Origin of the sequence: Microbacterium sp., from assembly GCF_029263575.1 — a bacterium.
Classification (GTDB): Bacteria; Actinomycetota; Actinomycetes; order Actinomycetales; family Microbacteriaceae; genus Microbacterium.
On record NZ_JAJUFV010000013.1, the window covers coordinates 20,392 to 32,900 of the forward strand.

Here is a 12,509-nt window from a genome sequence, read left to right on the forward strand (position 1 = left end):
CTCGTCGTCGACACCAGCCCCGCCACTGTCTCTGGGGCACTTGCCGTAGAGCAGGAGGGTGACGGAATCAACTGGCTGGTGGACAGGAGCGGGCGTTGAGCGACACGCAGAGGACGAAGTGGCTGCGCATCAAGGTGCCGGGATTCGACAAGCACAACCGTGACCACATGCGGGCCGCGATCGACCTCGCCAACACGAACACCGGCGTCGACGGGTGGGAATTCAAGACGTACGAAGCCGACACACAGGAAGTGGTTCTCGTGCGCCGGGCGATCATGCACACGGTCGTCGAAGAGGACGCCCCGAAGCGTGCCGGTTCCCGCCGTGCGACGCGGAAGATCGAACTCAAGGCGGGAACGAAGCCCTCCGAGGGTGAGAAGATCGCCGCCGATTTCGAATCCGACCCGGACAATGCCGGCTACTACCTGACCGACTTCCAGCCGTTCCTCGGGTGGGCGCGGTTGACGAAGCTCACCGACCCGGAGCTGTTGTGCCGTGGCGCGGTCGCCACGGCACTGGGGGTGAAGACGTGGGAGGTGCAGGTCGAAGCCGAGAAGAACGGCGGGTTCACCATCGGCCTGCCCGCGAAGTACGTCCCGTCGCGGCACGACGAGAAACTGCAGGAAGTCGCCGAGACGCTCGTCGGCACTCCCGGCTGGTACTGGGCACCGAAGCCCACTGAACGTCGCGGCCGGATCGTGCCGTCGTCGCTGCCGACGTTCCAGGAGACGATCCCGTACCCGAAGAGCCTCCTGCCGAAGCCGACGCTCGGCGTGATCCCCCCGCTGCCGATGGGAGAAGCGCTCGCAGATCGCGGCGACCAGTCCAACGAGGTGCTGTACCTCAAGTACACCGATGGGCCCCACGTGCAGCTCGGTGGAACATCCGGCAGCGGCAAGTCGGTGACGCTCAACGGGCTGATCGCGTCTGCTGTCGCCGGCGGCGCCGAACTCGCCATCGCCGACGTCCCGTCGAAGGCCGTCGACTTCGACTCGTGGCGTCCCTTCGTGCGTCCCGGCGGGTGGGGGTGCGCGTCCTTCGAAGAGAACGCCGTCATGCTGCAGACCCTCTACGACGAGGGCCAGGAGCGAGCGAAGGTCCTCCCCCGGTACGGGGCGAAGAACCTCACACAGCTGCCCGCGGACGTGCAGAAGACGATGAAGCCGGTGCTCGTCGTCGTCGACGAGATGACCGGCCTGTTCGCGATGCAGTCCGTCCCCAAGGCCCTCCCCGAGGATCATCCGCTCGTCCTCACCGCACAGTCTGGGAACCTCGCCCGCGAGCTGATCATCCAGTACCTCGAGAAGATCGCCGCCGAGCTGCGATTCGTCGGCATCCATCTGCTCACCGCCACGCAGGTGGCGTCCACGTCGACGGGCATCTCGACAGCGTTCCGTACGAACCTGCCCCACAAGGTGCTCCTCGGGGCTCGTGCCACCGCCGGCAACCGGAAGCTCGTGCTCCGCGACCCGAACGGCGCCCCCGAAGTTCCCACCCATATCGCCGAAGACGGCGGCGTGGCACGCGGTGTGGGGATCGCCGAGCTCGAAGGCCGCGAACCGGCCGTGTTCAAGTCGTTCTACGCATCCGACGCGGACCTGATCGCGATGCTCCACGAGCGCGGCATCACCGGGCATCCAGAAGGGAAGCTCGATTCGATCACGCGCCCGGATCCGCGCGCCGTCGCCGCACTGTTCCCCCACCTTGCAGACCTGCAGCAGAAGCAGGCCGAAGCCGCACAGGCGCACTTCGATGACTCCGGTCGCGCCCCGGACGCGTGGGAGATCGACCCGACCACGGGCGAACGTCTCACCGGGTATGCACGGGCGAACGCGGCCCGTCACGCCGTCACCGAGGCCACTGGCCGCGCATGACCACCGCACTATCGCTGTCTGAAAGGAATCCCCTCTGATGAACACCCCCACGGAAGTCGACACCGTCGGCGCCGACCCTGCACTGCTCGGCGCCGGAGAAGACCAGTTCGTGCTGCAGGGTCCCGGTGACGGGCAGGTCACCTACGGCGACTCGCGCACCGACATCGTCAACCAGCTGTTCGACGCGCACAAGGAAGCCGCAACGCCAGAAGACCGGTTCCAGGTGCGACTCGAGATCCTCGTGGAGCTCGCCAACACGGTGCAGGCGCAGGTCGTCGGCAAGCTCGTCGAGGACGGCGCCGAACTGCCCGACGATGAAGACTTCCTCACCGTCCTGCTCCACGACCGTTCCGAGAAGACGATCGCGTTCGAAGAGTGGGACGTCGAGGGCCTCCCCCTGTTCCTCATCGCGACCGGCTACGCGCCCTACTCGGAGATCCCCCGCCCCACAGGTGAGGAGGTCGTCTGGCTCGACCCGGCGAACGAGACCACGTTCCTCACGGCGCTCGAATCGCTCGGCCTGGTCGAACTGCTCGTGAAGGATCCCTCGCTCGTCCCTGACCCTGCCGAGTAGCCCGCCATGAGCACGAAAACGTCGGGCGCCGCGACGGACTCGATGTGGGTTCGCATCGCCGACAGCTATCGGCGCATCATCGTCGGCTGGGTGTGGCTGATCCCCGCCCTGACGGGGTGCGTCGGGCTCGTGTCGTCGGTGTTCAGCACGCGCGTGTTCCTCGCCCTCTGGGCGGGCCTGGCCGTGTTCGCTGCCCTCACCGTCGTCACGCTCCTGTTGCGCGGCATCCGCATCCCGGCCGGGTGGGCGGTGACGATCGTGCTGCTGCCGTTCATCGGCGAGGTCGGCGTGATGTCGTACTTCATGCTGCTCCTCGCCGCGGGCGCCTACATCGCGCTGCTCGCTGTCTACGGCGTCTTCGCCGCGATCGCGTCCGTCGCCCGTGGCAGGCAGTCGGTTCCGGCGACCGTGTGACCGTGCCGGGATTCGACGGAGGATGCGCATGGTTCACGTGTGGGGCGCTTCATCTCGACGAGAGAACGGCAACGGGTTGCAGACACCGTGGCGCGTCACGCGCGCTCCGCGGCCCGGGAACCGTCCCGGGAGCGCATTGAACGTCAGCTCATCATCGGAACCGTGCTCGACCCGAGCCTGGGCATCATCGACGATGCCGTCGATCGTGCCGAACCGGACGGCGCCCTTGAACGTGAGCTGCTGTTCGACTACCTCACCGATGTGCTCTACCGGAAGCTCGCGTCGATCACCGGCGACGGATTCTCCCTCCGGGTGCTCACAGACGCGGACCCGGTCGACCTGGTGCGCGCGTACGCGTCGAAGGCGATTCGTGGCGGATGGCAGCAGGTGCGGCGGGAACGAGCGCGACGCACCATAGTCACCGACAGTGCCGATCTGCTGACGTCGCCGACGGCACACCACCACCTCCCCCCTGACGAGATCGTGGCCCAGCGGATGATGGCCCCGCTGATGAGAAGGATGGACGCCTTGCAGGACGACGCCTCAGCTTCTGACTGGGACATCGCGCGACTTCAAGCCGACAGCATTCAGGAGATCCGTGGCCTGCCCGCAGTCACGACGCCGTGCAACCGGGTCCGTCGCCACCTGATGGAGCTGTTCGACGATCCTGGTGAGGCAGAGACGCTCGAGGTGCTGATCACGACGACGCTGTCCGCGCAGCGCGCACTCGCCACCGGGCGTCCTCAGGCGGAGCATCTGCTGCTCGATGACGACCTCATGGTGCTGTGGTCCGGCTGGGGTGCTGACGCGGTCGATGCGCTGGTCGGCAATGACGTGCGCGAAGCGGTCGCGCTCGTGAAGGCCGCGGTGATGTTCCCGCCGCGTCCGTCGGAGAGGGAGCTCGTCGAGTTCCGACGGTTCCTGCGCACCCTGTCGCACAGGCCGGGCTGGGCGACGTTGTCTGCGCGGCTCGCGCGCACGTGGGTGGCGGAGTGGTTCACCGCCCGCAACCCACACGATCGTGTCTCCTCCCCTGCCGCGGCCGAGGAGAACCGTCAAGCGATCGCTCGCCAGTGGGCTACTGTCGTCCGCGAAGTGCTCGCGTTCGAAGGGCACCCCCTCGGTGCCGGCATCCACGACGCCGAGACGATCCACCGGCGCCTGTGGCGCCAGTACGAGTACATGACGGGACTCATCGCCCGCGCCTCGTGAACCGCCCGTCGCGGTTCAGCGGCGGGTGAGGAGGAGACGCGACAGGCGGTCGTTGACCGCGGCAGGCGTGGTGATGTTGCGCCCGAGGGGCTGCCTGGGGAACCGGATGGCAGCATCTGCGGCGGACGGCCAGCGGGATGCGGCCGCGACACGTTCGGCTTCCGCTTCGACGCTCTCGCTGGTGCGGTCGGCCCACGCGAGAGCGTCGAACCATTCGGCGATCCATGCCCGCTCGAGGGCGCGCGCGGTCGTCGCCCACCCGGGAGCGTCGCTGAGTGCGGTGAGACGAGATCGGAGCGCGCGACGCTGCGTGATCGACGGCTTCGCCGGGAACACGACCGCAGCCTGAGCGAGACACACCAGCTCACGAGTCGGGATCGTCAGGAGCGCTTCGAGGTCGGGAACCGACCAGCCGGCAAACATGCCGGTGATCTCCGGGTCGTAGGGCGGCGGGATGGTCGCCTGCCCGGTGATGACGATCTGGGCGCGGATCGCGGCGGTGATGAGCTCGTACGTGTCCGCGTCCGTCGCGTGTTCGACGAGCATCCGCCGCGTCGCATTGCTGGGGCGCGAGATCGGAGTGTCGAAACCGTGGAACTGTGCGATCGCGGCGGCACGAGTCCGGATCTTCGCGTAAGGCTGGCGAGTGTCCTCACCGGTGCCGCGGAGGGAGTCCGTGATGAGTTCGAGCGACACGTCGAAGAAGGTCTGCTCGGCGCTGGTGATCTTCGTCGCTGCTGGGACGTGTCCGACGTCGGAGAGGTGGTCGAGACTGTCGGGTTGTTCGGCAGCGACGGTCTCGTGTGCGATGCGCTGAGCGATGGTGCTGATGTACCCGAAGAAGCTCTCGATCTCCCGCCCGCTGGTGACGGTCTCGTACCCCTGCGCCCACGTCTGCTGGGAGACATCACGCACATCGACGGCGGTCCCGCGCACGTTCTGCCTGATGCGTCCCTCGATGGCCGTGTTGTAGCGCTCATACAGCGCCGTGAACGCAGCGTCGTCACCGTTCCTGGTGGCTTCAAGCAGGTCGCCGTCGGCGAGGAGGTGATGGGTGGGCATCACGGGCCTCCGGTGGCGGGTGGACAGTGGTGGCTAGACATGTCTAGCACGTTCGCTAGACATGTCTAGCAAGATTTCATGGATTGTGTCTAATCTGGGGTCTCGGTACCCGACCGACACATCCGCGTGGCGCGAGCCAGGCTGATGTTCACCTTGCACCGACGCTGCCGCGCGCACCGCGGAACCGTGACCTGGTTCGCGTGGCACCTCCCCTGGGCTGCGGACCCGGTGTCGCTAACATGGACGCGAAGATGTCCGGCGGCACCCGCGAGTGGAGGTGACATATGCCCGAAGAGGAACGTAGCGACGTGACCCCCACCCCTGCCGACCACGCCCGAGAAGTCCTCAGCCACCGACTGCGGCTGCTCATCGACGCGTGGGAGTTCCAGAACGGCGACAAGGTCACCCACCCGATGATCGCCGCCCACTGCGAAGCACACGGCGTCTCCCTCTCGCGGCCGCGCTGGTCGTACATGTGCAATGGCACCGGGTACCTCGTCACCGACGAGAACCTGCTGCGCGCAATCGCGAGGTTCTTCAAAGTCGAGGAACAGTACCTGCTCGACCTCGACAGCGAACCGCCCGCTTCGGTCTCCGCTCGATTCAACTTCATACAGGACCTGCGCGAGCAGCGCGTGGAGCGATTCGCGGCACGGAACCTTGCCGGCATCGCACCAGAGACGCTGAGCCTGATCAGCGAGGCGATCAAGAAGTCACGGGAGCGACGCGAGGGAGGGTCGCATGCCCCCTAAGTCAGCCCGGACGGCCATCGCGGACTTCGATGCTCCCGGTATCGATTCCGTGGAATCCCTCGTCGCTGCAGTGAGCGAGATGTCCGGCCATTCTGTGATGCCGAGGGTGCTGGCTCCGCGCTGGGTGGGTGGTGCTTCGCCGTCGCCTCGGTAGGAGACGACGAGCGAGTGGTAGCCCTGTTGGGCGAAGGCGGGGACCCCGCGGAGCGGGCTCAGGCGTGAGACGCGGATGCCGTGGATGTGGATCACCCACGTGTCGGTGTCTCCCGGGAAGTGTCAGGCGGGGGCCGGCCCGTTCTCTGTGGGGATCGTCACGTCCGACCAGGGCAGGCCGATCTCGTCAGGGCTCGTGAACACGAACCCGCTCCACTGGGCCTTCTTGTCCGGCGTGGTGGGTGCGGTGCCGGTGTGGCTGACCACTTCACGCTCAACGGTGCCCTGCGGTGTGTCCGTAGCGAGGATGCGACCGATTCGCGCATGACCGGCACGGTCGTTCCACCAGAGGGAGTACTCGCCCGGGGACGTCGTGAACTTGTCCGCCGCGAGGGTGACACGGTTCCCGTCGCGGGACCAGTCGCGGATCTTCGCCGGGGTGACGGCATGCTTCAACGCGACGATCATCTGCGCGAAGATCCGCAACACGAGCAGGATCAGCCCAGCGATGACCGTGATCGCGAGAACCACGATGAGCCAGGCAACGGAGGTGGGATTCGTCCGGTACTACCCCTTCTGACGACCGTGGGGAAGTCTAGCGGGACGGCTATCGGCCACATCCACCGGGCACGCACCCCAGGACTGTACCGGGATCGGCGTCGGGGTTCGCATGATGCAGTCATGAGCACTCGCCCCAGCGGATTCGATCCGAACCAGCAGCGTGCCGCCGACGGCAAGTGGGAGAAGCAGGTCGGGTCTCGGCCCGAGTCCGGGGCGTTGACGAAGCGTCCCGTGCAGGAGTGGCCCGAGGATGCGTGGCCTGACGACGACCCAGGCATGCCGTGTGTGTCGTGCGGCGCTGCTGAGGCGGTGCCGGGCGACGGGAGGTGTCAGGCGTGTCTTGACCGTGAGACAGCGGCGATGCCCGACGAGACGGGCACTGCGCGATCCTGTCGTGAATGCGGCCGTCCGGTGACGGGGCCGGGGAAGCTGTGTCAGCGGTGCGTCGACCTGCATGCTCGGCTCGATGAGGAGTATCCGATCGAGGACGAGCATGCACAGGCGCAGGCTGCGGCTGATCGTGAGAAGGCGCGCGAGGCGGAGCGGGAGACGTGGGATCTGGCGTGCGCGTGCGGGCAGCCGGCCCTGTATCACCAGGTGACGTGCGGCCGGCCCGCGTGTGAGGCGCAGCAGGCGGAGTGCGACGCGCGCGCGAAGGCCGAGCAGAAGGAGATCGACCGGGACAACGCCGCCGAGGACAAGCTCGCCGCCGCGGATGGCGCGTTCGATGCCGAGTATGAACGCACGGGAGACATCACGCAGGCTGAGGCCGCATTCGAGGCGTACCTCGAGCAGCAGACGTGCACACGGTGCGGGCAGCCACATCACGCGAACGGCCTGTGCAAGCGGCACTACGACGAGCAGCGGTACGGGACCACAGGCATCAGCGAGGGGTCGCGCACACCGTGGGGTGAGGCTCAGATCGCGACGGAGGTCGCTCCTGGTATCGCGAGCGTGCACACCGCCGGGCACGGAGGGTACAAGCTCACCCCGGAACGCAACAAGCTCGTGCCGGCACCGTTCCGAAGCCGATCGGGTTGGTATGAGGAAGACGGCGAGTGGAAAGCGGTCGGGGTGACATTCCCGGAGGAGCTGACGACCGAACGCAGCAGCATGACCGCGGACGAGCTGCGCGAGCACTGTGATGCGGGACTGCGCGAGTCGAGCCCGGACGAGTGGGAGAGGTGGACTGGCCGTACCCTGCAGCCGGGTGAGTCGCGCACGCGGGACGAGCGCGTGTGGACGGATGCCCACGCTGATCAGTTCGTCAGCAGCACCATCTCCAGATCGGCGTCGGATCCGGATATGCGGGTCGTGAAAGCACGCCGCCACGCTGACGGGGCGGTAGCGGAGTACCTCGTGCCGGCGGACGAGTACACCGCAGGGTCGATGGATCGTCCCGGCGAGTACGGGCGCGCGGGCCGGTTCGTGATCGATCCGTCGCGGCACCCGCGGCTCCCCGATCTGCCCGACGAGAAGCCCACCAAGGTGGATGTGCGGCTCACCGACGATGACGTTGCCCGTCTGCGCGAGTCTGGGACTGCGAAGTCGCAGGAGCGGATCGCGAAGGATCTGCGGCAACGGTGGCGGACCCGTGACGGGAACGTGCGCACGCTCGAGGAGCTCCTTAAGGAGGAGGGAGTGCACCACAAGACTGTGTACGTCACCGACAAGGGCACCTCGCAGTATTCGCTCGTGCAGGCCGACGGATCGTCGCTGCGAGTGTCGCGGCAGACGTGGATGGGCCTGTCGAACGTCAAGGATGGTCGGTCGCCGTCGGAGCAGTGGAACCAGGAGATTCACCGCACGCACGCGAAGATCGAGAAGACGCAGCGTGCGATCGAGACGGGCGAGACGAGCTATCGGAACGGTCGCGTGAGGCTGTCGGAACTCAACCTCGAGATCGACCGGCTCCGGTCTCTGCGCAAGCAGGCGGAAGAGAAGGAGCGGAAGGCGTACGAGGCCGAGCATGGCACGCGCGAGCAGCGTGAGCAGCGGAAGCGTGACGCACAGGCCGAGCGGGAGCGGCAGGCACGCGTGACCGACGAAGCGTGACGCCCCGGACGCACAGCGTGACGCCCCGGCACCAGGAACGGTGCCGGGGCGTCACGCTGTGGCGGGTCACACCAGGGCGAGGTCGAAGGCGCGGCGCTTGAGGGACACCGTGCCCTTGTGGGCGACGGCGCGCTGGGCGCGGGCCGCATCCTTGTCGCCCGCGATACGGATCTGCGAATAATGGTCAACCCATTCGGTGAAAACGTTGTACGCGCCCCAGCGGGTGTCGCGCACGCCGTCGAGGGTGAGGGAGTTCTCCCAGAGGGAACGCAGCTGGGCGAGGGCGATGCGGGTGCCCTTGCCGAGGTCGTCGAACTTGTCGGTGGGCTTCACCCGGTACAGGTCGCGAATGTACTGGTCGAACCAGCCCGCCGTGATCGTCGCGTCGACCATCCGGTTCGCTTCCGTCTCGAACTCTTCGGCGTACCGGAACGTCATGCCGAGGGCGTCACGGGCCTCCTGCACGCGTCCGGCGGCGCCCGAGGTGTGGCGGATGGAGAACGTCGACGTGGCGCTGCGGTGGGCTTCCATCAGGGTGTTCGCGCACGCGACCCGAACCGGGGCGGTCACGAACCGGAGGGCGGCGGTGCCGTCGTGGCTCGTGCTGGCGATGAGGTAGAGGTTCACGGCGTCCTTCCCGCCGATGAGGATGTCGCGGGGCATCTTCATCGACACGAAGGTCTGCTTGCCGCCGCGAATCGATCCGGCGGTCTCGAAGTGGGCGCCGGACTCGTCGACGATCGCATCGAGCAGGTCGATCTGCTCTTCGTTCTGGATGGGCCGGTAGGACTTGCCGACCACGCCGAGGGGTTCGACAGTGCCGGTGACGGGGTTCGTGCGGACGGTCGCGAACTGGTCGGGAACGTCGACGGTCGTCACGCCGTCTTCGGTGATCTCGGTCGCCGTGAGGGGCAGCTTGCGGACGTCCCACCCGCCGAGGTGTCCCTTCTCGAGGGCGTCCTGCGCGGTGAATGCGTCGGTGACGGTTGTGCCGAGTCGGTGCCAGGCGTCCTGGCGGGCGAAGATCGCGGCGTGCGTTCCGGGGGCGAGCTCGTCGATTGCAGCGGACATGATGTCTCCGTTCTGGAAGGTGGCGCTGGCCCGGGTGGTCGGCGCCTGTGACGTACCCCATGCGCGGGTACTCCCACGCCCCAGAACAGTCCCCCGAGTGCGCCATCCCCGACCCCGTACCGGGATCCGTGCACAGTTGCGCATGATGAAAGCGTGACCGGAGATCTCCTCGCGACCGGCGCGGTGCGCACACCGCTCACCGCGCGGCTGATGGGCGGCAGCATCATCTCTGCCGCCCGTCACACGTGGCACGCCACGGGCGCACCGTCGGGTGAAGCGGAACGGTGGCACGATGCCTCCGAAGCGATCGCGATCGAGATCGACGACGTTCTACGTCTGCATCTCCCCAACGGCGCCACCCGCGGCCGGCTCGGCCGCGACTTCACCGCACTCGACGATCTCCGCCCGTTCCTCGAGCAGTGGGTCGACAAGGGCCTCAGCTATGTGAACGCCGCGCTTCTCGACGCCAACCTCGTGACACGCGCCGAACTGCAGGCGTCCACGGAACGGCTCGACGCCCTGCGAACGGCGTCTCGCGCCCTCTCCCAGCATCGTCCCGGGTGGGCACGGTGGGTTGAGCTGCAGCCCGAACGTCCCGACGCCGCACCGACCGACCGTCCCTGGGTGATCGGCGTCGCGGCCCCGGTCTCGGGCACGGCGTGACCGTGCCCTCCCCGGATGTCTTCGACGACGGCACGGTGCGTCTCCTCCACGGTGACGCCCGCGATGTCGCGGCGACGCTGCCGTCCGCGTCGGTGCAGGCGATCGTCACATCCCCGCCCTACTTCGGTCTGCGCCAGTACGAACAGCCGGGACAGTACGGCGCCGAAGCGTCCCTCGGTGACTACATCGACCACCTGACGGGTCTGTTCGACGAACTGTGGCGTGTTCTCGCCGACGACGGCACCCTCTGGTTGAACCTCGGCGACAGCTACGCCTCCCAACCGGGAGCCGCACGAGGCGCAGACTCGGAGCTCGCCGGACGCAAGCACGGCGCCGCCCAGATCCGCACGGGCGGCACGAGACGAAAGAAGGCCGGCGTCGACGGTTCCCGGAAGAACCTCCTCGGAGTGCCGTGGCGGGTCGCGTTCGCACTGCAGGACGCCGGCTGGATCCTCCGGTCCGACATCATCTGGCGCAAGTCGAACGCCCTCCCCGAGTCGGTCACGGACCGGCCGACGCGCGCCCACGAATACGTGTTCCTGTTCGCCAAGTCCGACCGGTACTACTTCGACGCTGACGCGATCGCCGAACCGTCCCGGAAACGTCCCGGGGAAGTCGTCAACCGGCGCACCGTGTGGGACATCCCCACGGTGCCGTCTGTCGGATCCCATGAGGCAGTGTTCCCGCCGGACCTGCCGCGTCTCGCGATCCGTGCCGGAACCCGCCCCGGTGATACCGTCCTCGATCCGTTCAGCGGCAGTAGCACAACCGGTGCCGTCGCTGCCCTCGAGGGACGCCAGTACGTGGGCATCGACCTCAACCGTGACTACCTCGAGCAGTCCGTCCGAGAACGCTTCTCCCAGCCGGTGCTTCCGTGGGCCGCAGCTTGACCCGCGCATGCCCAGTGGCGGAAGGAGACCACCATGACCACTCTCACCCAGCCCCGTCCCCTGGATGACGTGATCGGTGTCGAGCCGGATCGCGAGCCGCTCACGAGCCGTGACCGTTGCGATGCCTGCGGTGCGCGCGCCTATGTCGCGGCCACCGTGAACGGTGTCGAGCTGCTGTACTGCGCGCATCACGCGACTGCATACGAGGATCGGCTCGCACCCATCGCATCGACCTGGCACGACGAACGCGCCGTCCTCACCCGGTGACGTGATGAGTCCGTGCTCCTCGAGTTTTCCCAGACCAAGAAGTTGCCGATATGAGCGAGTTGCGACGACTCCGCGCATGATCATAGGAACGAAGGGGAAAGCTATGCTCACCGGAATGACCGTCCGCGTCGCTGCACCACCTCGCGAACTTTGGTGTTCAATCGCGGCCCGGCCGCACGACTCGCGCCCGCATCGCCGCCGTTCCCGGCGAGCTGGGCGCACCATCGCTGCCCTGGGGGGCGTCATGACCGAAACACCTGCACGTCCGCGGAAGTCCCCGTGTGCGACTTGCCCGTTCCGCGTTAACGTCCCTTCGGGGATATGGGACGCCACCGAGTACGAACGTCTGGCGGCGTATGACGAGGAGACCTACGCGCAGCCGACGGCGGCGTTCATGTGTCACTCCGGGCCGAGTGCCGTGTGTGCCGGGTGGCTCGGATTTGGCGACCCTGCGGATCTTCTCGCGGTGCGCCTCGGTATTACGCTCGGGACGCTCGAGGCTACCTGCGCGACCTATGAGACGCCGGTGCCGTTACACCCGTCGGGGCGCGCGGCAGCTGAGCACGGCATGGCCGACATTGCCGCACCATCCACGAAGGCACTCAACGCGATCCGCAAGATTGTCCAGCTCCGGCCCGACATCACCTGACCCGCGTGCCTCGTCGCGCGCGCGAGCGCCCCCCGACCATGCGCTTCTCTCGGATAAGCGACTGACGCCCCGCGGCGGCAGGCTCCCCGGGAGGGCGCTTCATGCGTTCATCCACGCCGCTTCGGCGTCTCGTGCCACATGCCCCCGCGCCGTCGCCCTTCCTCGACCCACGCCTCGGCGCCCGGGAGCGCGCGCAGCGCGGCGACGAGGTGCGCTTCGTGCGGGCCGTCGGAGTGGTAGCCGGCCCACGTGCCGGCTGTCTCGGCGAGCACGTCGTCGTGCCCGTCTGCGAGCTCGCGCAGCTCGGCGATC

The 12,509-nt window shown here is 67.6% G+C and carries 14 protein-coding genes; 10 read left to right on the top strand and 4 right to left on the bottom strand.

What is annotated here, in order from left to right; all coding sequences use genetic code 11:
• Window positions 1–95 precede the first annotated feature (95 nt).
• The 4 genes from Q1J95_RS02640 to Q1J95_RS02655 are packed head-to-tail and all read left to right on the top strand — an operon-like array spanning window position 96 to window position 4,074.
• The gene (locus tag Q1J95_RS02640; RefSeq protein WP_300265720.1) at window positions 96–1,874 is read left to right on the top strand and encodes an FtsK/SpoIIIE domain-containing protein; all 1,779 of its coding nucleotides are present in this window, start codon (window positions 96–98) and stop codon (window positions 1,872–1,874) included.
• A 37-nt stretch (window positions 1,875–1,911) separates the two neighbouring features.
• Complete coding sequence (locus Q1J95_RS02645) at window positions 1,912–2,448, top strand: hypothetical protein (RefSeq protein ID WP_300265721.1); 537 nt, start codon at window positions 1,912–1,914, stop codon at window positions 2,446–2,448.
• A 6-nt stretch (window positions 2,449–2,454) separates the two neighbouring features.
• Complete coding sequence (locus Q1J95_RS02650) at window positions 2,455–2,862, top strand: hypothetical protein (RefSeq protein ID WP_300265722.1); 408 nt, start codon at window positions 2,455–2,457, stop codon at window positions 2,860–2,862.
• 39 nt (window positions 2,863–2,901) lie between these two features.
• On the top strand, window positions 2,902–4,074 hold the full coding sequence (locus tag Q1J95_RS02655) for a hypothetical protein (RefSeq protein ID WP_300265723.1): 1,173 nt from the start codon (window positions 2,902–2,904) through the stop codon (window positions 4,072–4,074).
• A gap of 15 nt (window positions 4,075–4,089) precedes the next feature.
• On the opposite strand, the gene Q1J95_RS02660 is transcribed toward Q1J95_RS02655, so the two are convergent.
• Window positions 4,090–5,136, bottom strand: coding sequence for a hypothetical protein (locus Q1J95_RS02660; protein ID WP_300265724.1), 1,047 nt, complete (start codon window positions 5,134–5,136; stop codon window positions 4,090–4,092).
• A 308-nt stretch (window positions 5,137–5,444) separates the two neighbouring features.
• Here Q1J95_RS02660 and Q1J95_RS02665 point away from each other — a divergent pair, with 308 nt between their 5' ends.
• Window positions 5,445–5,888: a hypothetical protein gene (locus Q1J95_RS02665; protein ID WP_300265725.1), complete on the top strand. Its 444-nt coding sequence runs from the start codon at window positions 5,445–5,447 to the stop codon at window positions 5,886–5,888.
• Between the two features lie 276 nt (window positions 5,889–6,164).
• Here Q1J95_RS02665 and Q1J95_RS02670 read toward each other — a convergent pair whose 3' ends face one another.
• Window positions 6,165–6,572 (bottom strand): hypothetical protein, encoded by a 408-nt coding sequence (locus Q1J95_RS02670; RefSeq protein WP_300265726.1) that lies wholly within the window; start codon window positions 6,570–6,572, stop codon window positions 6,165–6,167.
• Between the two features lie 150 nt (window positions 6,573–6,722).
• Between Q1J95_RS02670 and Q1J95_RS02675 the strand changes: the two genes are divergently transcribed.
• Complete coding sequence (locus tag Q1J95_RS02675) at window positions 6,723–8,657, top strand: hypothetical protein (protein WP_300265727.1); 1,935 nt, start codon at window positions 6,723–6,725, stop codon at window positions 8,655–8,657.
• Window positions 8,658–8,723: 66 nt separating this feature from the next.
• On the opposite strand, the gene Q1J95_RS02680 is transcribed toward Q1J95_RS02675, so the two are convergent.
• Window positions 8,724–9,728 (bottom strand): DUF932 domain-containing protein, encoded by a 1,005-nt coding sequence (locus Q1J95_RS02680; protein ID WP_300265728.1) that lies wholly within the window; start codon window positions 9,726–9,728, stop codon window positions 8,724–8,726.
• Between the two features lie 153 nt (window positions 9,729–9,881).
• On the opposite strand from Q1J95_RS02680, the gene Q1J95_RS02685 reads away from it, so the two are divergent.
• From Q1J95_RS02685 to Q1J95_RS02700, 4 genes are all read left to right on the top strand, one after another.
• Window positions 9,882–10,391, top strand: coding sequence for a hypothetical protein (locus tag Q1J95_RS02685; RefSeq protein ID WP_300265729.1), 510 nt, complete (start codon window positions 9,882–9,884; stop codon window positions 10,389–10,391).
• Window positions 10,392–10,393: 2 nt separating this feature from the next.
• A complete protein-coding gene (locus tag Q1J95_RS02690) occupies window positions 10,394–11,281 on the top strand; it encodes a site-specific DNA-methyltransferase (protein WP_300265730.1) in 888 nt (295 codons plus the stop codon).
• Between the two features lie 33 nt (window positions 11,282–11,314).
• Window positions 11,315–11,548 carry a hypothetical protein gene (locus Q1J95_RS02695; protein WP_300265731.1) on the top strand — a complete coding sequence of 78 codons (234 nt, stop codon included), beginning with the start codon at window positions 11,315–11,317 and terminating at the stop codon, window positions 11,546–11,548.
• Between the two features lie 244 nt (window positions 11,549–11,792).
• The gene (locus Q1J95_RS02700; protein ID WP_300265732.1) at window positions 11,793–12,197 is read left to right on the top strand and encodes a DUF6283 family protein; all 405 of its coding nucleotides are present in this window, start codon (window positions 11,793–11,795) and stop codon (window positions 12,195–12,197) included.
• A 107-nt stretch (window positions 12,198–12,304) separates the two neighbouring features.
• On the opposite strand, the gene Q1J95_RS02705 is transcribed toward Q1J95_RS02700, so the two are convergent.
• Window positions 12,305–12,509: hypothetical protein (locus Q1J95_RS02705; protein ID WP_300265733.1), on the bottom strand; the 205-nt coding region annotated here is incomplete at its 5' end.